This window comes from Chroogloeocystis siderophila 5.2 s.c.1 (assembly GCF_001904655.1).
Taxonomy (GTDB): Bacteria; Cyanobacteriota; Cyanobacteriia; order Cyanobacteriales; family Chroococcidiopsidaceae; genus Chroogloeocystis; species Chroogloeocystis siderophila.
Genome location: NZ_MRCC01000005.1, coordinates 181,973 through 207,255 on the forward strand (window position 1 = coordinate 181,973; position 25,283 = coordinate 207,255).

The 25,283-nt window shown below is 44.2% G+C and carries 22 protein-coding genes; 13 read left to right on the plus strand and 9 right to left on the minus strand.

Annotation, left to right across the window (positions count from 1 at the left end; all coding sequences use genetic code 11):
* The first annotated feature begins 38 nt into the window (after positions 1-38).
* The 5 genes from lpxC to NIES1031_RS07405 all read left to right on the plus strand — a co-directional run bounded on the left by lpxC (position 39) and on the right by NIES1031_RS07405 (position 4,970).
* Positions 39-950, plus strand: a complete 912-nt coding sequence (lpxC, locus tag NIES1031_RS07385) for a UDP-3-O-acyl-N-acetylglucosamine deacetylase (protein WP_073548817.1) — start codon at positions 39-41, stop codon at positions 948-950.
* Between the two features lie 27 nt (positions 951-977).
* On the plus strand, positions 978-1,502 hold the full coding sequence (fabZ, locus tag NIES1031_RS07390; protein WP_073548818.1) for a 3-hydroxyacyl-ACP dehydratase FabZ: 525 nt from the start codon (positions 978-980) through the stop codon (positions 1,500-1,502).
* An 87-nt stretch (positions 1,503-1,589) separates the two neighbouring features.
* Positions 1,590-2,417, plus strand: coding sequence for an acyl-ACP--UDP-N-acetylglucosamine O-acyltransferase (gene lpxA, locus NIES1031_RS07395; protein WP_073548819.1), 828 nt, complete (start codon positions 1,590-1,592; stop codon positions 2,415-2,417).
* Positions 2,414-3,592 (plus strand): lipid-A-disaccharide synthase, encoded by a 1,179-nt coding sequence (gene lpxB / locus NIES1031_RS07400; RefSeq protein WP_073548820.1) that lies wholly within the window; start codon positions 2,414-2,416, stop codon positions 3,590-3,592. Before lpxA ends, lpxB begins: the two co-directional genes overlap by 4 nt.
* 91 nt (positions 3,593-3,683) lie before the next feature.
* Positions 3,684-4,970, plus strand: coding sequence for a DNA cytosine methyltransferase (locus tag NIES1031_RS07405; RefSeq protein ID WP_073548821.1), 1,287 nt, complete (start codon positions 3,684-3,686; stop codon positions 4,968-4,970).
* A gap of 2 nt (positions 4,971-4,972) precedes the next feature.
* Here the strand turns inward: NIES1031_RS07405 and NIES1031_RS07410 are convergent, their stop codons facing one another.
* Together NIES1031_RS07410 and prfC are read right to left on the minus strand one after the other, a co-directional pair.
* Positions 4,973-8,347 carry a GAF domain-containing protein gene (locus NIES1031_RS07410; RefSeq protein ID WP_073548822.1) on the minus strand — a complete coding sequence of 1,125 codons (3,375 nt, stop codon included), beginning with the start codon at positions 8,345-8,347 and terminating at the stop codon, positions 4,973-4,975.
* A gap of 24 nt (positions 8,348-8,371) precedes the next feature.
* Complete coding sequence (gene prfC / locus NIES1031_RS07415) at positions 8,372-10,003, minus strand: peptide chain release factor 3 (RefSeq protein WP_073548823.1); 1,632 nt, start codon at positions 10,001-10,003, stop codon at positions 8,372-8,374.
* 519 nt (positions 10,004-10,522) lie between these two features.
* On the opposite strand from prfC, the gene NIES1031_RS07420 reads away from it, so the two are divergent.
* From NIES1031_RS07420 to hemB, 3 genes are all read left to right on the plus strand, one after another.
* Entirely contained in the window at positions 10,523-10,867 is a 345-nt protein-coding gene (locus NIES1031_RS07420) for a DUF4870 domain-containing protein (RefSeq protein ID WP_073548824.1), read from the plus strand.
* A 160-nt stretch (positions 10,868-11,027) separates the two neighbouring features.
* Positions 11,028-12,044, plus strand: a complete 1,017-nt coding sequence (locus NIES1031_RS07425; protein ID WP_073548825.1) for a hypothetical protein — start codon at positions 11,028-11,030, stop codon at positions 12,042-12,044.
* 611 nt (positions 12,045-12,655) lie between these two features.
* Positions 12,656-13,636, plus strand: a complete 981-nt coding sequence (gene hemB, locus NIES1031_RS07430) for a porphobilinogen synthase (RefSeq protein ID WP_015188939.1) — start codon at positions 12,656-12,658, stop codon at positions 13,634-13,636.
* A 95-nt stretch (positions 13,637-13,731) separates the two neighbouring features.
* Here hemB and NIES1031_RS07435 read toward each other — a convergent pair whose 3' ends face one another.
* Positions 13,732-14,046 carry a hypothetical protein gene (locus NIES1031_RS07435; protein WP_073548826.1) on the minus strand — a complete coding sequence of 105 codons (315 nt, stop codon included), beginning with the start codon at positions 14,044-14,046 and terminating at the stop codon, positions 13,732-13,734.
* A gap of 292 nt (positions 14,047-14,338) precedes the next feature.
* Between NIES1031_RS07435 and NIES1031_RS07440 the strand changes: the two genes are divergently transcribed.
* On the plus strand, positions 14,339-14,767 hold the full coding sequence (locus NIES1031_RS07440; RefSeq protein ID WP_073548827.1) for a DUF29 family protein: 429 nt from the start codon (positions 14,339-14,341) through the stop codon (positions 14,765-14,767).
* Positions 14,768-14,773: 6 nt separating this feature from the next.
* Here NIES1031_RS07440 and NIES1031_RS07445 read toward each other — a convergent pair whose 3' ends face one another.
* Positions 14,774-16,408: a metallophosphoesterase family protein gene (locus tag NIES1031_RS07445; protein ID WP_218596703.1), complete on the minus strand. Its 1,635-nt coding sequence runs from the start codon at positions 16,406-16,408 to the stop codon at positions 14,774-14,776.
* A 279-nt stretch (positions 16,409-16,687) separates the two neighbouring features.
* On the opposite strand from NIES1031_RS07445, the gene NIES1031_RS07450 reads away from it, so the two are divergent.
* Positions 16,688-16,873, plus strand: coding sequence for a hypothetical protein (locus NIES1031_RS07450; RefSeq protein WP_073548829.1), 186 nt, complete (start codon positions 16,688-16,690; stop codon positions 16,871-16,873).
* A 200-nt stretch (positions 16,874-17,073) separates the two neighbouring features.
* Here NIES1031_RS07450 and NIES1031_RS07455 read toward each other — a convergent pair whose 3' ends face one another.
* Complete coding sequence (locus tag NIES1031_RS07455; RefSeq protein ID WP_073548830.1) at positions 17,074-17,850, minus strand: metal ABC transporter ATP-binding protein; 777 nt, start codon at positions 17,848-17,850, stop codon at positions 17,074-17,076.
* A gap of 6 nt (positions 17,851-17,856) precedes the next feature.
* The gene (locus NIES1031_RS07460) at positions 17,857-18,864 is read right to left on the minus strand and encodes a metal ABC transporter substrate-binding protein (RefSeq protein ID WP_073548831.1); all 1,008 of its coding nucleotides are present in this window, start codon (positions 18,862-18,864) and stop codon (positions 17,857-17,859) included.
* Positions 18,865-19,110: 246 nt separating this feature from the next.
* Between NIES1031_RS07460 and NIES1031_RS07465 the strand changes: the two genes are divergently transcribed.
* Positions 19,111-20,733, plus strand: coding sequence for an iron uptake porin (locus tag NIES1031_RS07465; protein WP_407919486.1), 1,623 nt, complete (start codon positions 19,111-19,113; stop codon positions 20,731-20,733).
* A 386-nt stretch (positions 20,734-21,119) separates the two neighbouring features.
* Here the strand turns inward: NIES1031_RS07465 and NIES1031_RS07470 are convergent, their stop codons facing one another.
* Complete coding sequence (locus tag NIES1031_RS07470) at positions 21,120-22,862, minus strand: Rqc2 family fibronectin-binding protein (RefSeq protein ID WP_073548833.1); 1,743 nt, start codon at positions 22,860-22,862, stop codon at positions 21,120-21,122.
* 205 nt (positions 22,863-23,067) lie between these two features.
* Here NIES1031_RS07470 and remA point away from each other — a divergent pair, with 205 nt between their 5' ends.
* Together remA and gmk are read left to right on the plus strand one after the other, a co-directional pair.
* Positions 23,068-23,328 carry an extracellular matrix/biofilm regulator RemA gene (gene remA, locus NIES1031_RS07475; protein WP_015188948.1) on the plus strand — a complete coding sequence of 87 codons (261 nt, stop codon included), beginning with the start codon at positions 23,068-23,070 and terminating at the stop codon, positions 23,326-23,328.
* An 84-nt stretch (positions 23,329-23,412) separates the two neighbouring features.
* A complete protein-coding gene (gene gmk, locus NIES1031_RS07480) occupies positions 23,413-24,033 on the plus strand; it encodes a guanylate kinase (RefSeq protein WP_073548834.1) in 621 nt (206 codons plus the stop codon).
* Between the two features lie 242 nt (positions 24,034-24,275).
* Here gmk and NIES1031_RS07485 read toward each other — a convergent pair whose 3' ends face one another.
* Complete coding sequence (locus NIES1031_RS07485; protein WP_073548835.1) at positions 24,276-24,794, minus strand: photosystem I reaction center subunit XI; 519 nt, start codon at positions 24,792-24,794, stop codon at positions 24,276-24,278.
* Positions 24,795-25,118: 324 nt separating this feature from the next.
* Positions 25,119-25,271, minus strand: coding sequence for a photosystem I reaction center subunit IX (locus tag NIES1031_RS07490; protein WP_015188951.1), 153 nt, complete (start codon positions 25,269-25,271; stop codon positions 25,119-25,121).
* Positions 25,272-25,283: the final 12 nt, after the last annotated feature.

Sequence of the window (25,283 nt, forward strand, 5' to 3'; positions counted from 1 at the left end):
TGGGGCTAGGGTAGGAAGAAGGGAGAGGTGAAATCAACATGAATACACAGTTAACGACGAATCAGACAACACCTAGTAGCCCTGAGAATCAATCTCCAGCGTCCTTACAGCACACTGTAGCAGGTGAAATTCAGCAGTCAGGAGTGGGGTTACATAGTGGTGAAAAAACCTCTGTGCGACTGCTTCCGGCACCGGTAGGCGCTGGGCGTTACTTTGTCCGCATGGACTTGCCCCATCAACCCGCGATCGCGGCGGCGGTGAGTTCTGTTAATCAAACCGTGCTTTCGACCCAATTAAGTCAAGAAGACGCGACGGTGCGCACCGTAGAGCATCTATTGGCAGCGCTAGCAGCTATGGGGATAGATAACGTCCGCATCGAAATTGACGGGGCAGAAGTGCCCTTACTCGATGGTTCAGCAGCATTATGGGTAGAGGCGATCGCCCAAGTTGGTGTTGTCGCTCAAGGTGAATCCCGCGTCGCTCCTGCGGCAATTTCAGAACCAATTTGGGTACGTCATGATGATGCTTTTGTTGCCGCATTACCCGCATCTGAAATCCGTTTTACCTACGGAATTGATTTTGAATTACCTGCGATTGGGAATCAGTGGTACAGTTGGTCTCCAGGAAAGGCGATCGCAGCAACATTAACGTCAAGCTTTGCTACAGAAATTGCCCCTGCACGTACTTTTGGTTTAGCGCATCAGATTGATTTTTTGCAGCAGCAAGGTTTAATTAAGGGAGGCAGTCTAGAGAATGCACTCGTTTGCGGTCAAGAAGGATGGATTAATCCGCCTTTGAGATTTGCAAATGAACCAGTGCGTCATAAAATTTTAGACTTAGTGGGAGATTTGAGCTTGTTAGGAAATTTACCAACTGCTCATTTCTTTGCTTACAAAGCAAGCCACAACCTACACATTCAACTTGCCCAAAAGATTTTAGCTTCACACTGAAATCCCAATTTCTAACTCAAAAACCCCATGTCCACCCTCACTCCCATTAACTCCTCCGAATCTTCTACCCCCATTGCTGAAAAGCATCAATCTCCAAATGGTGCAACAGCTACAGGTAAAACAATTTTCACGGTAGAAGATATTCAAAAGTTGTTGCCACATCGCTATCCGTTTGCACTTGTTGATCGCATTATTGAGTATATTCCTGGAGAACGTGCAGTTGGCATCAAAAATGTTACCTTCAATGAACCTCATTTTCAGGGACACTTTCCAGGACGACCAATTATGCCTGGCGTTCTGATTGTCGAAGCAATGGCGCAAGTCGGCGGCGTTGTGTTGACGCAACTCCCCGAAGTCGAAGGCGGCTTGTTTATGTTTGCGGGAATCGACAAAGTGCGGTTCCGCCGTCAAGTCGTTCCTGGCGACCAACTCGTGATGCGCGCGGAACTGTTGTGCGTTAAGCGGCGTCGTTTCGGTAAGATGCAAGCTCGTGCTGAAGTAGACGGTCAACTGGCTGCTGAAGGCGAATTGATGTTTTCCTTGGTGGATTAAAGGAGGCTAGCGGAAAAAGGTAGTGGCTACTTATTCATATCCCTAGCCCCTAACCCCTGAACCCTAGTTCCTTGCGGAGACGAACTCTTGAAAACACTGATTCATCCCACTGCTGTAATTCATCCTGGCGCAGATCTGCACCCTTCGGTGCAAGTTGGTCCCTACGCGGTTATTGGCGAGCACGTTAAAGTTGGTTCAGACACAATCATCGGCGCGCACGTTGTCTTGGATGGTCCTACCGAAATCGGTGTAGGCAACCATATTTTCCCTGGTGCGGCGATTGGCTTAGAACCGCAGGATCTCAAGTACAAAGGTGCGGTTTCGTATGTCAAAATCGGTAACAACAACCGCATCCGCGAGTATGTAACGATTAACCGCGCCACGGGTGCGGGCGAAGCCACACTGATTGGCAATAATAATTTACTCATGGCGTATGCTCATGTGGCGCACAATTGTGTTATAGGTGATTCGGTAGTGATTGCGAATGCTGTCGCGATGGCAGGTCACGTTCACATTGAATCGCGCGCCACGATTGGTGGAGTTCTGGGAATTCATCAATTTGTTCATATCGGGAAGTTGGCGATGGTGGGCGGTATGAGCCGCATTGACCGCGATGTGCCGCCTTATATGTTAGTTGAAGGCAGTCCCGCCAGAGTGCGATCGCTCAATCTCATCGGGCTAAAGCGGGCGGGTATTAGCGAACTCGACGATGGAAAAGTCTTGCAAACGCTCAAGAAAGCTTTCCGCACGTTATATCGCTCTGGTTTAACGCTCAATCAAGCTTTAGAAAAATTAGACTTGTTGCAAGACAACGAACACCTGCAACACCTGCGGCAATTTTTGCAACTTTCACAAATGTCAGGACGTCGAGGCTTGATTCCTGGTCGCACTCTGGATACAAGGAGCGATGAATGAGAAGTCAGGAGAAGCGACGAGTATTCATCAGTACAGGAGAAGTTGCAGGAGATTTACAAGGCGCGTTGTTAATTGCAGCATTACAGCGTCAAGCAGCGCGTTTAGGCTGGAAACTTGAGATCGTCGCGCTGGGTGGCGAGAAAATGGCGGCGGCGGGCGCAACAGTACTCGGAGATACAAGCAGTATTGGTTCAGTCGGGATATTTGAGTCACTACCGTTTGTGTTACCAACGCTACAGCTACAAAAACGCGCGATCACTTTTCTTCAGCAACATCCTCCTGATTTGGTTGTGCTGATTGACTACGCGCAACCGAATTTAAATATCGGTAGCTATCTCCACCGCAAACTACCAAACGTGCCAATAGTCTACTACATCGCGCCGCAGGTGTGGGTTTGGGCCATGAATTCGCGCAATACCGAGCAAATTGTCAAAATTACAGATAAGGTTTTAGCGATTTTTCCCGAAGAAGCGCGGTATTTTGAACAACATGGCGGCAAAGTCGTTTGGGTAGGTCATCCGTTAGTTGATCGGATGCAATCTGCCCCTAGTCGCGATGCAGCGCGTGCAGCGTTAGGAATTCCTCCCGAACAAACGGTGATCGCCCTCTTACCCGCTTCGCGCCGCCAGGAAATTAAATATCTCCTCCCCGTGATGTTGCAAGCGGCGAAAACGCTGCAAGACAAATTGCCGCAAGTGCATTTCTGGATTCCATTATCGTTAGAAATTTATCGCCAACCCATCGAACAAGCGATCGCGCGTTATGGTTTGCAAGCTACGGTGCGATCCGGTCAAACACTAGAAATCTTAGCAGCAGCAGATTTAGCGATTACCAAATCGGGAACAGTTAACCTGGAAATTGCACTATTGGATGTACCGCAGGTTGTGATTTATCGCGTCAGTCCAATGACGGCATGGATTGCGCGGCATATCCTCAAGTTCTCAATTCCCTTTATGTCGCCGCCAAATTTAGTGGAAATGAAATCAATTGTGCCAGAATTACCGCAAGAGCAAGCCACACCCGAAAATATTGTCCAAAATGCTTTAGATATGTTGCTGAACCCTAGCTGTCGTCAACAAATTTTGGCAAACTATCAACAAATGCGACGTGCTTTAGGTGAAGTAGGAGTCTGCGATCGCGCAGCCCAAGAAATTCTCCAAACGTTGCCAAAATGAAGTGAGTATTAAGTAATGGGTAATCTGAACCATAGGTCTAGCACGATCATCCCCTGACCTCTGACCTTTGACCTCTGACCCTACTATACCGATGGTTCGAGCCAGCAAGCAACAATTACTCGCTACGAAAACTCGTCCGGTTGCCGTCGATTTGTTCGCGGGTGCGGGGGGATTTTCTCTAGGGATTGAAAAAGCTGGATTTGATGTATTAGTGGCGGTAGAGCACGATCCGATTCATGCGTGTACTTACGCGTTTAACTTTCCGCTGACACGGGTTTTAGCCGCAGATGTTAGCAAGATTAGCGGTGATGATATTCGAGAAGCGGCGACGCGTGCGTATCGATCGCATTACCCGCAAGCAAATCAAAGTTGGGATGGGCGAATTGATTTAGTCTTTGGTGGCCCGCCGTGTCAGGGTTTCTCGATCATGGGTAAGCGATCGCTTGATGACGAACGCAACAATCTGGTATTTCATTTTCATCGCTTGGTGACAGAATTAAGCCCTAGCTATTTTCTGATGGAGAATGTTCCAGGAATGGCGATTGGGCAGTATAAACTTTGGTGTGCGCAACTCAAAACGCAGTTTGAACAAGCTGGATATCAAGTCGAAGTGCAAATTCTGAATGCCGCAGATTTTGGTGTTCCGCAACGCCGCCGACGGTTGTTTTTTCTGGGTTCTCAACAGAAAGTGACACCTGTGAGTTTACCTAATCCCAATAAGACCTTTGTCACAGTCAAAGAGGCAATCGCCGATCTTCCTGAGGTTGAAGAATTTCCTGAATTGTTGTGGACTGACGAAGTGTTGTTAAGCGATCGCCACCTGCTGGAATTACAACAAAAAGCTAGCGATTACGCTAAATTGCTGCGCGGTGAAATCGCATCAACCGATTTTTCCTATCGTCGAGCGTGGAATCCGCAGTTATTAACAAGTTCGATGCGGACGCAGCATACAGCAAATAGTATCGAACGGTTTGCCTCCATGTTGCCGAATCAACGCGAACCGATTAGCCATTTACGCCGTTTAGATCTCAACGGATTGAGCCATACTTTACGCGCGGGTACAGGTGCAGAACGCGGTAGTTATACTTCTCCACGTCCGATTCATCCAACGCGATCACGGGTAATTTCGGTGCGCGAAGCTGCACGGTTGCACTCTTTTCCTGACTGGTTTCGCTTTCATCAAACGAAATGGCACGGTTTTCGGCAAGTCGGTAATGCAGTACCGCCACTTTTAGCACAAGCGCTCGGACGTCAAGCGATCGCCGCTTTAGAAATGACCCCTTCAATTCCAGCGATGTCATTAAATCTGGGTAGCACGCAGTTACTGCGATTTAGAACTACAGAGGCGACATCGTACTGGAACTTGGGCTGCGAATAGCACTATCCAAACTCTTTTGAACGTACAGAGAATGTTAAAACGGTTTCATCAACGCCTTTGAGTTCTAAGGGGCTATATTTAATAATCTCATCGTCATCAAGATAATCGGCGACAGCCGCAGAAACTAAAATTTGCCCTGGTGCAGCAGCTTGTTGCAACCGTGCCGCAATATTGACACTCGGACCAATTGCCGTGTAATCAGCGCGTTCCGCACTCCCAAACATTCCTACAACTGCGGTACCTTGGTGAATTCCGCAGCGAAACTGAATGAGATGACTTTGGTTTTTCCCTAAGATTCCTTGATCGTGCCAGCGTTGGTTAAGTCGAGTTAAAGCGTGATGCATCGCGCGGGCGGTGGCGATCGCGCGGCGGACTTGTTCATTGGGCATCATGTCTTCGGGCGCACCAAAGATCGCTAAAAGTGCGTCGCCCATAAATTTATCCACGGTTCCACCGTTATCAAATACGGCGCGGATCATCGTTTCTAAGTATTCGTTCAATAACTCGGCGACGCGGCGCGATCGCAATGTATTAGCAAGTTGCGTAAACCCGACAATATCGCTAAATAAAATCGTAATTAAACGCGGTTCTGGACGTAAATCGAGTGCTAGATCGCCCATTGCCGCTTTCTTCACCATCTCCGGTGGCAAAAAACGCTTGAGGACAGACTCGGTGAGGTAGGTATTCAACTCTACAACGCGGCGCTCATTTTCTTTCAACGCCAGTAAGTTGCGGACTTCGGCAAGGAGTTCGCGATCGTTGAAAGGTTTTGCTAAATACGCATCTGCACCGCTTTCGGTTCCTGCAATTCGCGTTTCTTCGTCCGTTTTTGCGGTAAGGAGAACAATGGGGATTCCCTTAAGCTTCTCGTCATTGCGAATCTGCCAAATCATTTCTAAACCCGACAGATGCGGCATCATTAAGTCAGTGACAATCAAGTCGGGAAGAACGCTGTAGGCTAAATGCAATCCTTCAATACCATTACGTGCGGTATAAACTCGATAACTACCTTGTTGCGTCAGAATCGTTGTAACGTAAGTCCTTAAATCGAGATTGTCATCGACAACAAGAATCGAAGCTGGTTGCTGGTGACGAGTAGCTAGCGAATGAGGAATTAACGGTTCTTGTTCTTCTAGTCCTGGCTCATTTTTATCGGCTTCTACTGTCTCTAAATCGGCTAACTCTATCGCAGCACTACGCAGTTGGACTTGAGTCGGAAGTTCTAAAATTTGGTCAAGTGGTAAGTGTCCTTTGCCAATGGGGAGCCAAACGGTAAATTTACTGCCTTTCTCGTAGGCTGATTCTACAGAAATTTGACCGGCGTGCAGTTCTATTAATTCTTTTGCTAACGCAAGACCTAAACCACTTCCTTCGTACGAGCGGTTAACTGCGGCTTCGGCTTGATGGAAGCGTTTGAATAAGTGCGGAATCTGTTCTTTGGCGATTCCAATTCCAGTGTCTTCAACCTGGATTAAACAATGGTCTCCTGCCGTTTCAACGCGAATTGTAATTCTACCCCCAGGAGGAGTAAACTTCATTGCGTTTGACAGAAGGTTGTATACAATTTTATCAAATTTTTCTGTATCTAAGTATACTAAAGGGCAAGGATTGAACTCGGTAATGAGTTCGAGTTCCTTTTTTTCACAATAAGGGCGAAACGATTCGACAATTTGACTCACCAACTCTAGTAAATCGCAGGGGCGGAAACTCGGCTGCATTCTTCCTGCATCAAGCCGTTGCAAGTCTAGCAGTTGATTGACTAATCGCAAAAGACGGCGAGAATTGCGTAAAGCGATCGCCGCTTGTTCTACGGGTAAGTCTTGTTGTTGATTGACCGCTGATTCGAGCGGTGCAAGCATTAATGTGAGGGGGGTGCGAAACTCATGTGAGATGTTTTGAAAAAAGTGCGTTTTTTGCCGGTCTAATTCGAGTAAGCGATCGGCTAAGGCACAACTTTTTTGATAGAGTCGCGATTGTTGTACTGCGATCGCCGCTTGCGCAGCAACGGCTTGCGCTAATTCAATTTCTTCTTTTTGCCAGTGGCGTGGTTTGTAAAATGAGCGTAGCGTAATACTACCAATACTTGTATTATCCGCAAGGAGAGGCACAACCAATAACGCCCGCGCGGCTGGTGAGGAAAGTGGTAAATCGAGTCCGCGCATTTGCGGTTGTTGGTTGAGATCGTTAATGACAACAGGCTGCTGGGTGCGTAGCAAAAGTTGTAAAACGGGGTTTCCGGCGATCGGCGATCGCGATTGTGGTAGTTGTTGCGGGCTTAAGAATGATTCAGGTTCGGTACGGTTGTATAAGCCAACACATTGGACAAATTCATCTTCTTCAGTCCATAACGATAAAGCACAACCATCTACGTGTAACGCTTGTCCGAGTTGTTGGGTAATTGCGGCAAAGATATCTTGCGGATCGAGACTTGAGCGAATCGCTGCGGTAATCTTGTTAATCAAGGCTTCGCGTTGCGCAAGTGCAGAAATGCAATCGTAGGCGCGTGCTTGCGACAAAGTAAAGGCGGCTTGGTCTGCTACGATGGTCACTAGCTCGATTTCATCATCTTGCCATTGTCGTGGTTGGCGACATTGATGAATCGCCATAATTGCTAGGAGTTCTTGCTGATAAATCAGCGGCACGATTAAGCTAGAAGCAATATTGGCTTGTTGATAGGCGATCGCATTTTGTATCCGCCCGTCGTTACTAACATCATTGATGACTTGTAATTCTCGCGTTTCCCATAGTGTTTGTCCTAAAATCCAACTTTGACCTTTGATTGCAGCAGCGCAATCTTCAGTTTGATAGATAAAGGATTCCTCAACGGCGCGATTATCATGAAAGGGACGTAGAATACAGTAGCTGACTTCTAGCATTTGACCAACGGTATCCACAATCGTTTGTAAGATTTGCCGCGAGTCTAAAGCACTGCGAATTGTATTCGTAATTGTATTCAACCGCGATTGGTGATGGAGTGTGGCACAAAGTTCTTGTGTTCGCAGCTTGAGAATGTTATGTGTATCAACAGCTTGGCGTACAGTTGTTGCTAAAGCTTCAATCGGGCAAGGTTTAGCGAGGCATTTAAATACTTTCTTTGTACTCAGCGCCTCGACTAACTCAGGTGTGTCAGTATTTTCCGTCAAGATGAGCCAAAGAAGATACGGATACTTTGTCGCGGTAGGTGCGGCGCAATCGCCCCAGGAAATTGGGTAATCTGATATCAAAACGGCTACATCGTGTTGAGTTAAAATTTCCCATAAAGCCGTTTCAGATGCAATCAGTACCTCATATTGCTTGAGAGTATGACAAAGTTCCTCATACACTGATTGGTCATCAAGAATGAGAATTTTGGGTTTAGTGTACTTGCAGGGTTCCATAAACCGCACGCCATTGTTTGGCGGTTATCCATCAACTGGCTGTTGACCGGAGACGACAGGCGCGATCGCCGCTAACTCTAGTTCTGGATGATCTTGTTGTAGTTGCTGACAATTCCATTCATTGCGGAATAGTAACACAGGACGACCCCAACTGTCTTTCACAGTCGCGGTGTTGAACAAGCGCCCTACCTTGTCTAAAGCTTCCCAACCATTGACGACCCAACGTGCAACGGTGTATGGTAACAAGTCCAGTTGAGTTTCAACGCCATATTCTTGCTGTAAGCGAAACTGAACAACTTCAAACTGTAATTGTCCAACTGCGGCGAGAATCGGATCGCGTTTTGACTCATCCGCAGAGTACATAATCTGTACTGCACCTTCTTCGCGGATTTCCGAAACTCCTTTGTGAAATTGCTTAAATTTGGAAGGGTTGGGGTTGCGCAGCGTCGCAAATAATTCTGGTGAAAAGCAAGGAATGCCTTCGTATTCGATTTTTTGACCTGTATAAATTGTATCGCCGATCGCAAATACGCCAGGATTGTTTAAACCAATGACGTCCCCAGGAAACGCGATATCAATTGATTCGCGATCTTGGGCAAATAATTTCTGTGGGCGTGACAGTCGAATTGTTTTTCCGGTACGGGCGTGATTGACAGTCATGTCTTTTTCAAACTTTCCTGTACACACGCGGACAAACGCGACGCGATCGCGATGTTTCGGGTCCATGTTTGCTTGCAGTTTAAACACAAATCCCGTGAATTCTGGATACGTTGGCGCAATTTCTCCTACTGTACTCCTACGGCTACCTGGTTTGAGCGCGTATTCGAGAAAAGAATTAAGAAACAGATCGACACCAAAGTTTGTCATGGCACTTCCAAAAAATACGGGTGTCATTTTGCCTTGGTGAACTAAATCTTGGTCGAGTTCGGCTCCTAATTCGTCTAAAAGTTCAAGTTCGTCTTTAAGTTGATAATATAAATCTTGCTCTAAAAGTTCTTCAATTTTGGGATCGCCAACATCGATTACCGTATCGACGGCTTCGCGGCTACCATGTTCGACACGCGAGTATAAGTGAATTTGCTGCTGATGACGGTCAAAAACACCTTGGAAGCGATCGCCCATTCCAATCGGCCAGTTTACCGCATAAGTTTGTAGCCCTAATTCCTGTTCAATTTCGTCTAATAATTCCAGGGGTTCTCTTCCTGGGCGATCAAGCTTATTGACGAATGTAAAGATAGGAAGCTGACGCATTTTACAAACTTCAAACAACTTTCGTGTTTGTGGTTCTAACCCTTTTGCCGCATCAATGAGCATCACAGCATTATCGGCGGCTGCGAGCGTGCGGTACGTGTCTTCGCTAAAATCTTGGTGTCCTGGTGTGTCAAGCAGATTGATTTGACAATCGTTGTATTCAAATTGCAGGACGGTTGAGGTAATCGAAATTCCCCGCTGTTGCTCCATTGCCATCCAGTCTGATGTTGCCTTACGCTGTGCGCGTCGTGCTTTTACCGATCCTGCTTCGTGAATTGCTCCACCGTAAAGTAATAGCTTTTCTGTTAGTGTCGTTTTCCCCGCGTCTGGGTGAGAAATAATTGCAAAATTACGCCGACGTTCTACCTCTGTGTACAATTCAGGCTGAAATTCAATAGATGTCATGAATGCTATGCTAATGTGTTATGGGAATTATGCTTTTCGTTCTTTGATAATTATACAAAGTTATCTGGAGCAAATTTTTATTTATTGGTCGGTGCGATAGTATTCTTGTTTGCGGTGTAAGATTTTTTTACGTAGACGCGTTGGCGAAGCATTATCGCAGGTAACGGCTTGCCGTTCGCGTAGCGTCTCTGTCAGGAGAATGTTAACACAGAGGAAAGAGTTTAAAAGAAAATTTCATGCATTGCTGAAAATCTATGTATTTTTTTTAGATTATGCCTTTTCTTTACGAGTACGTCTTTTATAAACTTTTAAAATAATCTCTTTTAAAGAACTACAAGATTATTTTGGGTTTGGGTTGAGTATATTTTTCAACAAAGGGTATCTTTTCACTTACTTAAAGTACTATCAAAGCGAATATTTTTGGATTTTTTCTAGACAATTATAGAAAATATAACTAAAGATAGTACTATCGTGAGTTTATCTTTTTGTAAGCTGATAAGTAAGAATTGAGGAAATGTAATGTACGACTCAGACCAAAGGAAAATTCTTTCAGTATTATGCCACATCTCAATTTTTTTTAGTACGACGTTAGTTTCGGTAGGAATTCCGATAGCTGCGTTATTTTTATCGTCAGATCCTGTAGTAAAAGATAATGCTAAAGAGGCAATTAACTTTCACTTTAATGTATGGTTATATGGCATCATTATTGCAATCCTTGCTTTTGTGACCTTGGGTGCATTAGGGCTAATTTTAGGACCAATCTTATTTCTATTTCATTGGGGACTGCCAATTTTAGGAATTGTGCAGATTTTGAATAATCCTGATCAAGTTTATCGCTATCCTTTTATTTTTCGAGTATTTTAACCTTGAGTGCTTCGCCTTACGCGCTATGACGCTTTAGGTGATTGCACTCTTGTTCCACCGCTTCACAACAAGGCTTATTTGAATTTTTATAAACTTTCACCGGATTTTACTAGCACTAAAGTGAAGCTCTAGCCATTGTCACTCGCTACAGAGGTGTTGCATGGCTACAGAATACATTGTATTCGTTCATGGTGTAAATACACGTGAGGAACGCGAAGTCAAAACTTATGCAGATAAGCTAATTGAGCGAATTGATCGAGAAATTGCAAGTCATTCATCGAATATCACTCGCAAATACATTCCTCTTTATTGGGGTGATGTTAATAAGCCGGAAGAAGACAAGTTATTGAACAAACTAAAACAGTCACCAACGTGGAAAAAAATGTGGTTTCAGGAGTTCCGCGAAAAGCAACTGATGCAGTTTGTTGGTGATGCAGCACTTTATATTAGCCGCCATGTTGGTTCTAAAGTTGTTATTGCGATCGCAGAACAACTCAAGAAAGCACTTCCTGCGAATCCTGAACCAGGCGATCGTATGCACTTAATTGCGCATAGCTGGGGTACTGTTATTTTGTTTGACGTCTTGTTTGCAGCGCGGTGGGATAATCCCGATCTACCCACGTATGAAAGTGTGCGCAGAATTCGTCAAGGAATTTTTGGCGTTAAGCCTGAACCGCTTCATGGAATTCGGCTTTCGAGTATCCATACTATGGGTTCGCCGATTGCTTTTTTCAACTTGATCAATGTTGTTTCTGGCGAAGATCAAGCGAAGGGCGAACGCGAACTCACACAAGAGCAAGCCAAAAAAATCGCTACTCACGATATTACGCCACAATTAGAAGCGTTATTAGAGCAGCTTTATAATGAACGCGGACAAAAAACATTACCGTGGCGCAATTTTATACATCCAGGCGATCCGGTTGCGTATCCACTCGCAACAATCATGCCTGATTTAGTCGATGGTAAGCGACAGTGTTTAGATATTCAAGACCTTCTAACTAGTAATGCAGACTTGTCAGACTTTTTAGTGCAATCCATTAGCCGCTCGTTTTTAGCATTATTACATGGTGGAGACGCGCACGGTAGCTATTGGGAAAGTCGCGATGTTGTTAAAGCGATTACTCAAGTTATTTTGCAAGAAGCTGCTCATCCGTCTACTGCTGTTGTTAGTACCTAGCGAACACTAATTCAGGCAATTAGGTATTTCAATAAGTCATCAATGATTACAAAAATATCGCCATTGTATCTGATGCAAACTATCGACAAAATAGACTTGAGAAGGTTTCATAGTAGAGATTTAAGCTAGTGCGATCGCCCTTCAGCATGATTGAGGAGGAGATTGTCTTTAACCGCGCCTTGATAGAGTGCATTCCACAGTCGTTGCGCGAGCGATCACACTAGCAGATTTGCGGTTGATTAAAACGAAACTTGCCAGTTTTTATTGTGAACTCAAATCGCTTTGTATTTTATTATAAAAGTCACAAAATTGAGATATTTTTCTTGTTTAGTGGAAGCTATTTATAGTATTATTAATTAGTGTTTTCTTTATAATAGAACTTTGATTAAATTTTGTCTAAGCATAGATCCCCATTATAAAGAAAATTTTATCAGATCTCAGGTAAGATTTCAAGCACTTAACTCCCTAGTATTCAGGAAATATATCTTAATTTATCAGAATCACTATTTTGGGGGAAACTTAGCAACTGAGCGTACTATACTGCAAAAAAGAAGCTACTCAATTCGCGCTAATTTTCTTGAGCTTCATTTTTGATTGTTTAAATAAAAGCCATGTTTCCCATTCATCGCCCTCGCCGCTTGAGAACGCATCCGCAGTTACGCCGGATGGTACGTGAAACTGTTTTAACAACTAGCGATTTAATTTATCCCTTGTTTGCTGTACCTGGTGACGGTATTGCCAAAGAAGTGAAATCGATGCCTGGTGTTTACCAGTTATCAGTCGATAAGATTGTTGAAGAAGCCAAGGAAGTATATGACTTAGGTATTCCTGGGATTATTTTATTTGGGATTCCTGAAGATAAAGATACCGATGCTACTGGCGCGTGGCACGATTGCGGAATTGTGCAAAAAGCTGCGACTGCCGTTAAAGAAGCAGTTCCAGATTTGATTGTCATTGCAGATACGTGTTTGTGCGAGTATACTGCGCACGGGCATTGTGGTTATTTAGAAGTTGGAGACTTGACAGGAAGAGTATTAAACGATCCGACACTAGAATTATTAAAGAAAACCGCAGTATCTCAAGCCAAAGCAGGCGCAGATATTATCGCACCATCTGGAATGATGGATGGCTTTGTGCAGGCAATACGCGGTGCGTTGGATGATGCGGGATATCAAGATACACCGATATTGTCTTATGCGGCGAAGTATGCATCGGCGTATTATGGTCCTTTTCGGGATGCGGCGGAATCAACACCGCAGTTTGGCGATCGCCGAACTTATCAAATGGATCCTGGTAATGCACGGGAAGCTTTAAAAGAAATTGCGCTGGATATTGCAGAAGGTGCAGATATGCTGATGGTTAAGCCTGCGTTAGCATACATGGACATTATCTGGCGTGTCAAGGAAGCAAGTAATTTACCTGTTGCAGCATATAACGTATCTGGCGAGTATTCCATGATTAAAGCCGCTGCGCTTAATGGTTGGATTGACGAACAACGCGTTGTTTTAGAAACATTAACCAGCTTTAAACGTGCTGGGACAGATTTAATTCTGACTTATCATGCTAAAGACGCGGCGCGGTGGTTACAGTAGTTTCAATTGGTGACTCTTAGCTGTCATAAGCAAAATCCCTACCTCCTGGTAGGGACTCACTATCAAGCATTGTGCCGTCAAATGCGCATTTTTTTTTAGCTAGCAGCCTCTACGGGCTGTTTTTGGGATACATTACCTGGTATTGGTTGTTTTTTGGTGGCTGTATCTACGGGAGACAATTCAATATGATTCAACAGCGTTGTTACGAAAGCAAACAGTAGGAAAGGAAGTGAGAGTAAGATAATTAGCCCTACTGTAGCGAGAGCATAAATTGGACGTCTAGCGCCCATTAGCGCCATTGCTGAAGCTAAACTCACGGTGATCGTAATCAGCCAAACGATGATTTGACCGTAGATATCACCAAAGGTCAAAGTACAGACAAAGCGATACTTTTGGATGTTACTCATCATAATCTTCTGCAAGGTTGTTTAAAGTTCTAAATTTTAAAGCCCTGACTGTGTTGTAGATGATTTCTAAAGGTTTTTGACAGGTTTGCAACAGGACTTTACAAAACGAAGAGATTGGTAAGAGCTAGTGGCGATCGCGCACTGCATAAAGATGCAAAATACATAAAGTAGAGAAGATCGACGTAACTTGAAGGCTAGTAATTGCTAATTGGGAAAAATATCTGTTACCTATTACCCATTACCGAAGCAAGTTATAATTTAATACTAAAAGCTTTATTAATTCAATATGTGACTAATGGAAGAATTGATAACACTTAAACAACTTCTTCATGAGGGCAAAGTGACAGAGGCTCTGGAGTTGGTTGAAGAATTAGAAGAAATGAGTAAATCGGATAAACTGAATAAAATTTTTAGTTATGGAATTATATTATTATTACATTTAATCAAACAATCGGCTGAAAACCGCTCTACCAAATCTTGGGAGACTTCTATTTTTAACGCTGTAAAGCAAATTCAACGAACTAATCAGCGTCATAAAGTGAAAGGGACTTATCTTACTGAAGAGGAATTAGCAGAAACATTACAAGATGCTTATGAATCAGCCCTAAGAAAAGCATCTGTAGAAGCTTTTGAGGGTCGATATGAAGTCGATGAAATTGCTCAAATGGTTGATAAGGAAATCATTTTAGAAAATGCATTACATTTAATTTTGTCTCAAAAATAATTATCGTTATTTCAACTGAAACTCATCAAATTTCACAACTTTTGAGTTAGTTTCTCGCGTATCAAACGCATAGCTAGTAATCAAACCACTTGCTGTATCGAAAATACTAAAAACTGTAATATCATTACTGGCAATGTAAGGAGTGGGTTTACTGTTCTCATTCGAGAAAGGTGCAATTGTTGGCATGACTGGTTCCCGCCCGTTGGGATCTCCGATTGCTGCATAGTGTTCTTGATAACCCTCAGGGATAGGGCGTTTATTTTCGCCGACGTGTGCGCCGTAGGAATTACCCACATTTGAAGTTTCTAAATAGTGCGTTCCATTAGGACTCACAAAACGATTCCACAAATGCGAATGACCATAAAATACAAGTTGTACGTTTGCTGCTTCTAGTAAAGGAACAACATCGCGGATGAGATAATCGGCATCTTGGGGATATTCGTAGCGTATAGCTTTAATCGTGCCATCTTCGTGGCGTTCAATACTTTGCACTGGATCGGTGTAAGCAGGAACAATGTTTCCTCCCAGCGAATGCGGTGGATGATGCAACATCACAATTTTGAATTTTGCTTGTTGAAACGCTGGGCTACAAAGTTCTTGCTGTAACCAGATATATTGAGGGCTACCAGGCGTGATCGCTTCAAAAATATGCTGTCCGTAACCCCACTTTTCAGGTTGATTTAAATCGGCTTCGCGTTCGCGATATTTACCCTTAAACTTGCCATTAAGATGAGGATAGCGCCAAGTATTCGTGGCATAGAGTACGACTAAGCGAACGTCGCCAAAACTAAGCGCGTAGTAGGTTTTTCCGCCCGATTCACTTTTGGGTAAAGTAAAAATCTCTTCGTAGGTGTCGGTATTAAACGAATGATCTTTGAGTGTGCGATCGCTTGCATCTTTTAGTCTTGCTTTGGCGATCGCGCGGGGAACCGCATCATCAAATTCACCATCTAAGCTATCGCTGTACGCATAGCGCCCCATCACCTCATGATTACCAATCGTAGAAAATAGCGGCGCGTGTTGAATGATTTCTCCGCCTGTGTAAGTCGTCTTAGTGCCATTTTTGGTTAAATCGTAACTGCCACGACCTTGAAGACAAGGAAAAAAAGCACAACCTCGACTATCATCAAACCATTCAGAGGCGCGATCAGGGACATTTACCATATCACCCGCAAAAAATACCGCGTCTACTCGCCCTACGGTTTCTACGACTTTCTGCAAATTCGCCGCCGTCATTGGTTTGAGTTGGTGATCTGAAGTTAAAAGAATTTTGAGTGGTGTTCCTAGCTGGGGTTTGGGTGCGAGAGTAAATTCGCGACTTTTAACGGTTGTTCCATCCTCTGTTGTACTCGTAACCTGATAAGGAAGGCGATCGCCAGAAGTTAAATCGCGAACAGTCGCTTCATGTCGCCAGATGTCGCGTGGCGTCGGCTGTTGATATTGATTTTTAGCGTGAGAATCTTGATCTTCGCGCATGCGGCTGAGTTTTGTTGTCGTTGCGATCGCACTTTGTTCTAAATTTTTGCCATACAAGACGTTGTGTTCAGTTCCCGCAAATTCGGTAAACCAAACAACATTAACCGTCGTTTCGGTTGGTAATTGCAAAAAGGGATCGCTTAATAGTTGTGGCGCAGAATTCATAATTGGTTGTTCAGATGAGCGCACCTCTAATAGATTAGAGCAGATCAGCACAAGTAGCGCAGCCAGAATAACATTGCGACCCAGATGCTGTAAGTAACGTTTGGATCTGAACATAGTGTTCCTTCGTCCGCCGTAGCACAGTTATAATGCTTCTACTTTCTATTTCAATAATTAAAGCAATCTGAGAGTTAGATCGGTTTTCTCTCTACGATTTTCCTACCCGCCGTAGTAACTCTAGAGACACAATTGTAAATAGAGTTATAGTTTGTGAGGTAAGCTATGTTTCCTTTTTGGGGTAGTAGCTGCTATGGTAGCGAACCGATGTCGCGCAAAAGCTTTTTAGAGCGTAGGCTGCGGTTTCTGAAGTGGATGCGAGATGACTTAGAAACCAAATTAGCTGGTATCAATGCAGCGATTGGTAAAGTAGAACAGCAGTTAGGTGAAGATGAAACAGCCCAAGTTTGAAGTTAAAGCTTGAGGATGTCGCTGCACTGAGTCTTAGCTGTACTTAACTTATCAGGTGAATATCATTCCTGTCCCAGTGCAGTAACTGGGACTGTTTTATATACTCATTTGAGTGCAGGAAACCAGACACAGTGTTGATATAGCCCTAGTCAATTTCCCTGTCCTCTGACCTCTGACCCTTACTGAAGACAATGCTTGCTTCAATGCTGATGGTGATAGCGGCTGAAACGTGGACCATACGTCGCGAGTAAGTTTTCTGGAGAAAGTGCGACTTCTGGAGTTCCGGTGCAAACAAGCGTTTGATTAAGGCAAATAACGCGATCGCAGTGCCGACTAACCATATCAATATCGTGCGAAACTTGCAGTACTGTCCAGCCTTCTTCTTGCTGAAGTTCGTGGAGTAAATTGTAAAAATCTGCGGCACCTTGCATATCCACACCCGCAAACGCTTCATCTAAAACGAGTAGTTTTCGGGGTATGACCAAGCAATAAGCGAGTAACACCCGCTTCAACTCTCCCCCACTCAGCGTCCCGATGGCTTGATTGCGTAAATGATAAACTCCAACGCGCCGCAAGGCTTGGGCGATCGCAGCTTTTGTTTCTGATTTTTCAGCATTCCACCAAAAAGGACTTTTCCTTTTTTTTACCCAACCTAAACCGACTAACTCACTCACCGATAGTGGAAAAGTGCGGTCAAAGATAAAGTTTTGTGGTACATATCCCAGTAAGTGGCGTAAGTGTCCGAGGCGTTCGAGGGGACGAGCAAAAATTTCTACATTACCAGTGGAGTAAGGAATTAAATTTAAAATAGCTTGTACTAAAGTACTTTTCCCCGCACCGTTAGGACCAACAATCGCCGTATTTGTCCCTGGTGATAATTCAAAAGAGACATCACGCACCGCACAATAGTTGTGCTGGTAAACAGTCAGGTTTTCGACTTTTAAAATTGGATGTGAGTTATTAATACGCGATGTCATCCTAGTTTACTGACAAGCCGCTTTGATGTTTTGTAGATTTTCGCTCATCGCGGTGAAGTAATGTTGCGGATCGGTTGGTCCCGCTTCTAAAGGATCAATTGATTGCACTGTTAAATTTAAATCTTGAGATAAGCTTTGTAGCAATCGATTATCAACTCCAGGTTCCGCAAAAATTGCTTGTGCATTGTACTTTTTAACTGCATTAACTGCGCGTTGAATATCGCCTGGCGACGGTTGATCTTCAGGAATTTCAACAACAGCAACTTGCTTGAGTTGATAGCGATTCGCTAAATACGGATACGCATCATGAAACGTAATAAAAGTGCAATTAGGATATTGTTGGAGACTTTGTTGAAATTGATTGTGCAATTGGTCTAGCTGTTGAATGTAAGCAGCCGCATTTGCTTGATACGTATCTTTATTCGCCGGATCAGCCGCAATTAAGCCGTCGCGAATATTCTCGACTTGCTGTCTTGCTAATACCGGATCGAGCCAAACGTGCGGATTTCCATCTGCATGATCGTGACTGTGACCGTGGCTATGTCCATGATCATGGTCATGATCTGTCGCTTTTTCAACAGGTGAAATTTCTCCTATAGTTTGAATTCCACTCGAAGCATCGATCTGCTGTAAGTTTGGATTTCCAGCGTTTTTAATCGTACCTTCTAAGAAGTCTTCCATCCCCAAGCCATTTTTCACTAACACATCCGCCGTTGCGATCGCTTGTACGTCTGCGGGTGTTGCTTGATAATCATGGACTTCGCTACCTGGTGGTACTAAAATTTCTACTTGTGCCCTGTCGCCTGCAACTGCCCTCGTAAACCAATATATCGGCAAAAACGTCGCGACCACGCGAATTTGTTCAGACTGCGGCGCGGGAGATTCTTGTGTTTGTTGTGCTTGAGTTTCTTGTGTCGCTTGATTACAACCTGAAGCCATTGATAACAGTAAAAGTGCAACCAGCGACAAGACATTACGCTTGTGACGACGTTGTTGTAGCTTCTGGCGAATCACAATCCCTCCTAATTCTTTTGCTAAAGGTAATAGCTGCTACTTGTGAATATGGGTATTATTATCACAATAATGAGAATGAATCTTATTTTAACAAGAATCAAGCGGTGTTTTCGCTTTTCATTCTTTATAAAAGTAATTGTCATCTGACATCAGATCGAGGAAACTTGTATTTTAATTGGTGTGAGGAAACATAAAATGCAGCACAAATCGAAGCGCTTACTCATTCATTCTGCGGTTTCGGGAGTGATGCTAGCGGCGAGTACAAGTGCGATCGCCCTTGTCAGCAATTCGGCATTAGCGCAAGAAGTGTCAACCTTCAACTCAAACGCGCTTTCACAAGTGACATCAGTTTCGCAGTTGTCTGATGTCCAACCGACCGACTGGGCATTTCAAGCACTACAATCGTTAGTCGAACGCTATGGCTGTATCGCGGGTTATCCTGACGGTACTTATCGCGGTAATCGTGCGTTGACCAGATACGAATTCGCCGCCGGTTTAAATGCTTGTCTCGACCGCGTTAACGAGTTAATTGCGACAGCCACCGCCAATCAGGTGACGCGAGAAGACTTAGCAACCCTCCAAAGACTACAAGAGGAATTTGCAGCGGAAGTAGCAACGCTACGCGGTCGTACCGATGCCTTAGAAGCCACTGTCGCTGAACTAGAAGCGAATCAATTTTCAACAACAACACAACTCACGGGCGAAGTCGTTGTTGGCGCAGCCGGAATTATTTCTGGACAAGACGCCGACGGTAACGACCTTGATGAGTCAGTCATTCTCGGACAGCGAACGCGGCTCGAATTTAATACAAGTTTTACGGGTAGCGACCAACTATATACATTAATCTCAACTGGCAATTTCCCAGGCTTTTCTGATGTAACAGGGATAACCGAAGGAGAACTAGCGTTTACGCAAGATGAAGCGAATAACGTTGGACTCGAATCACTTTTGTATAGCTTTCCTTTGGGAGAAACAACAGAAGTTGTTCTAGGATTTAGTGGTGGTGCTTTCTATGACTATACAGACACGTTAACCGTGATGGATGGTGATGGTGGTTCTGGGGCACTATCTGCGTTTGGTACTCGTAACCCGATATATAACCTTGGTGACGGCGCAGGCGTAGGAATTCGCCAACAACTTGGCAATACCTTGGAACTGAGTTTAGGATATTTAGCAACCGATGCGAGTAGTCCTCTCGACGGTAGCGGTTTATTTAATGGACCTTATGCAGGTATCGCCCAGTTAGTCTTAAAACCGAGCGATCGCTTTAATATTGGTTTAACTTACATCAACTCCTACAAAGCTAGCGATACTGGTGCTGGTAGTAGCCGCGCATCGTTTGCGCGCTTTGACGAGGCTTTCTTCGAGAATTTGAATCTAGAACCCGTTGATGTCCCCACTATTAGCAACTCTTACGGGTTACAGCTTTCGTGGCAAATCAGTAACAACTTTGTTCTTGGTGGCTGGGTGGGTTACACCAATACACGCTTACTTTCTACGTTAGGTGGACTACTCGAACGTGGCGATAGCGACATCTTTAACTACGCAGTTACGCTAGCATTCCCTGATTTGGGACGCGAAGGCAATTTACTCGGTATCATCGTCGGTATGGAACCTCGGTTAACGGGCACTGGTGTCGCGCTGAACCCAGTTGCAGCGGCGAATCTGATTGCGGCTAATCCCGATTTAGTCCTTCCAGACTTAGGCGAAGACGAAGATATGTCGTTGCACATTGAAGCGTTTTATCAGCTACAACTCACCGACAATTTTGCGATTACTCCTGGCGTAATTTGGATTACAGCACCTGATTTTAATGATGCCAATCAGGATATCGTTATCGGTGCAATCCGCACGACTTTCTCGTTCTAAATCGATTTAGAATACAAAATGACCAGCCTACCACAGCTGGTCCAAACTTATATGCGTTGTTTCTCAATTCGAGGAAACCCAAACTACACGTTCCCAAAGCAATAGCGGGTTAAAATCTTGATAATTCCTCGTCTTCTATCAAGACATTGTAACAGGAAACACAGACTTTTTTATCAAAATTTACAGTATCCTGACATAACTCTTTCAAGAGATAGATGCTCTGTTGTGCATAATTAAACAAACGGTGAAGCTTAGATTAAAAAAGGATCAAAGATCAAGTTTTGGGGATCAAGGATTATTAGTAGAAAAGCAGAACAAGCAAAGGAGTTATGAGGCAAGAGTGTTGTTAGCGTAGCGCTGCGTAGCACCTGTTAAGTAAAAAAAACTCACTCCTCACCCCTAAGATACGCTTCGGCTTGTTGCGGTTGTCCCCACAAAAGGCGTTCGTTTTTGTAGAGTGCAATTCCTGGTTTTGCGCCTTTGGGCTTATAGACATATTTCGGTTCAGTGTAAACAACTGGAACTTGGTCACTTTGACGCGAACGGCTGTAGTAAGCAGCAAAATTTGCCGTAAACTGTAAATCAGCGGTTTCTGGTACTGCGCCAGGATCGAGCCGGAGTAAAACGTGGCTACCAGGAATTTCTTGCGCATGAAACCACAAATCGTAATCTCCGGCAAGGCGAAAAGTCAAATAGTCATTTTGGCGATTGTTACGACCAATGAGCAATTCAAAACCACTCGGAGTACGATAGCGATGAAAGTTAGTGCTAGCGCTATTCGCATCACTACGACGCGTGTATTCAGAATCTTCGAGATAGCGTTGTTGAATTAATTCCTCGCGAATTTCTTTGAGGGCTTCCAGATCGGCATCGGTGTGATACTTTTCGATTTGGGCGATCGCGGCTTCGACTTGCTGCAAATATGCAATTTCTGCATTGACTTCGGCTAGCAACGGCTCAACTGCACCGCGCGCGCGTTTTAGTTTACCACTACGCTTGTAGAGGCTTTGGGCATTTTGCACCGCATTTTTTTCAGGTTCTAAAGCAATTGTGACGGGTGCACCTGTCTCAAAATCCGCGAGGGTAATCTTTGTCATCCCTGGTTCCCAAGCTTGGAGATGCGCCATTAATAAGTCAGCTTGTTGTTTGTAGTCGTCGGCGCGATTTGATTGTTCCAGGCGATCGCTAAAGTTATTCGCTTTTGTTTGCAACTTCTCCAACAGATTTTTCAATTTCTGACTTAGCTGCTGGCGTAATTGCTGAAATTCCTGCTGATTAAGAAGTGCGGTGTAATACTGATTGAGTAAATCTTGAATATTTTTAACCGGCTGAATCATCTCCCAACCGAGTACGGTATATCCTTTAGCTGTCCAACCTGGTTGAAAGTGCGATTTTTCTAATGCTTCTAGCCATTCTTGCCAACGTTGAAATAACTGTTCCCAATCGGACGGTGTTAACGTCTCGGTCGATTGTTCAGGATCGAGATTCGCCGCGCGTACCATTGATTCAACTAACGCTGGACTCGTTCCACGATAGCTTTTAATTAAGCAGCGTTTTAAAGCACCAGGAACTAAACTAACTTTCGCTTGCCAACGTTGTTGTGATTCTTGCAAGCTGGGAACGTCGTTAGTCAGACTCGGTGGAAATTCGTAAGGTTGTCCAGTTTGTACAGGGCGAATGCTCGATTGTTGCGGGCTGACTTGCTGCGCCGCAGTGATAATCTCTTGATTAGCAGCGGTGAGAATCACATTACTGTGTTTCCCCATAATTTCTACATAAAGGTGAAATAAGGGGTTTTCGCCAGGACGACGGGCAAATTGCAAATCTAAAACGCGTTCCCAAGGCGCGATCGCTTCAATGCCGATCAAAGCTAAACCGCTGAGTTGATGTAGGATTTGTTGGCTAAAAGCAAACGTATCCGGTTTGCGCGGTGGTGGATCGCCGATACAAATGCGCGCCGCTTGCGGATGCCATGAAATATCTAGCCAGCCGCGCTGTTGAAGCGTACGTAATCCTAACACGATCCAAAAGCGATCGCGTTGATAAACCTGTTCCACCCGCGCCGGTAGCCAATTCGCGCAGATGTCGCTGGAAGCAGCCGTTAGTGTTGTAAAGTCAACAGATTGCAAAATGAATTAACGAATATCAATAACTTGTAACTTTTGCTCTATCTTTTGAGCGATTTCTAAAGGTAGAAAAGTGGAAAAACTCGGAACATATAACCTAAAAAGCTGATTTTTCGGTGAATTTTGCCTTGTAAGTCAAAATTTTTGTGGATACCATGAAAGCTAGGTTCCTAATTGCTTCTCACACGGCGCTTGGCGTTAGTATGTCATGGACATTCAGCTAATCAACATCGGGTTTGGCAATATCGTATCTGCCAACCGAGTGGTTGCCATAGTCAGTCCAGAGTCTGCCCCCATTAAGCGTATCATTAGCGATGCTAAAGATCGCAACCAGTTGATTGACGCCACCTATGGTCGTCGCACTCGGGCTGTCATTATTACCGATTCTAGTCACGTAATTCTCTCGGCAATTCAACCGGAAACGGTGGCGAATCGTTTTGTGGTGAATCGCGATCATAGTTCGGAATAGACTGCTCAATTGCTAGAAATCAGGGGTACGATGGGAAATAGACTACTATGGTTACTTTTCCTCGTTTGTATTTAATTTATTAGGATGACGCCAGTTTTATCGCTTCAGGGTTCAGCTACACCACCAAATTGCCTTCCTGAAGGCAAACTAATTGTCTTGACTGGTCCTAGCGGAGTTGGTAAAGGTACGCTGGTACGAGCGCTGCTTGAGCGTCATCCTGAATTATATTTTTCTGTTTCTGTTACTACCCGCGCTCCCCGTCCAGGCGAAATTCACGGTAAACAATACTATTTTGTCAGTCGCAGTGAGTTTCAACAAATGATCGAACAAAACAAACTGCTGGAATGGGCTGAGTTTGCAGGTAACTATTACGGTACTCCCCGCGATACAGTTCTCGAACAAATCTCCAAAGGAAAGTGCGTTTTGTTAGAAATTGAACTCGAAGGCGCGCGCCAAATTTGTCAGTCTTATCCTGAGGCGAAGCGCATCTTTATTATGCCTCCTTCTTTGGCAGAATTAGAACACCGCTTACGCGGTCGCGGTCAAGATTCTCCTGATGCGATCGCACGTCGTCTGCAACGCGCTAAAGATGAAATTAGTGCTGCGGATGAATTCGATATTCAAATTGTCAATGATGATTTTGAGACAGCTTTGGATGCGATCACGTCTACAGTATTTAGTTTTTGTGGTAATGCTTCTAAATGATCGCCTATGAGTCGCATCGTTGTCACAACAATAGGAACGCGATCTTTGGCCGCTGATTGCGATTGGATTAGGAATACGCGATCGCAAAGTTACGTCAGTTGTTAGACAATCCAAAGCAGCAGAAATAGGGCGCACTATGCAGCTAGTGGTGCAATTGAATAACTGTTAACACAAATATAAAAAATAAAAAGGCACAAAGACTGCGTAATTTTTCCTTTGCGCCTTTATGGAGTCGTGCAGTATTACTTGAATATATTTTGAATTAATTCGATATTAGCCAGGATGAAGTAGGCAACAATGGCACCACCAACGCCACCAATTAAGAAGCCACTAGCAAAAGTATTCCAACCTTCGCTGGTGTCAAAAGTGTCAGGAGGATTTGGCACAGTTACAGTCGCAACTGGTTTCGGTGGATCAGTTGCAGCGTATAGCGATACTGCTAGAGTTGAGATCACAACCATGCCCAAAGTTGCCAGTAATCCAGCAATGTTTGCTACATCAGTATCGCGTAATGGACCTAACTTAGCAAAAGGACCTAGCAGCCAATAGCCATGCGCCATCCCTACTTCTAGCCCGCGTCGTAACGGAGTAATCCCTGGACGATACGCTGGTAGGTTATTGATAAACCACTTGACTAAAGAAGAGTTATTAATTGGTGTTTCCAGATTACCAATTTGAGGATCTCGTTTGGAAGGATAAACGACTTCCTGATTTCGCGGATCGCTGGGACGATTTTTAGATGCATCTATTGCTTGTGCCATATTTATGTCAAATCTCAATAAGGTAGTGGCATTATTTTATGGGAATAAATGACCTTAGTTTTCATACTTTGGTCTTAAATTTAGAAAAATTAATTAAGTAATTACGAGTTCAAAAAAGTACAATTGCTCACTCAAAACGCGCTAGCGCTATACCATTTTAAATATGGAGATATAGCGCCTTAGCAATTAAAAAGTAAATTCTTTAAAAAGAAACTCAGAATCTACGAGTAATAGATGGAGTTTCAAGGTTTCAAAAGCAGTGTTTGCCTCACAAACATCACAATTTTTTGCAGAGACAAACACTATGATCTTAGCCGCTGTAATTTATGGCAGCGGATGGAAAAGAAGATCGGGATACAGATAATTAAAGACAATCAACAGAACCGCAGTAAAACTCAGCAAGGCAAAAAGTAGTACTGGACCTAAAGAAAGATAGCGTAGTAGATAATTTTGTTGTTCGCCTTTCTTTTGTTGCATAAATCAGTCTCC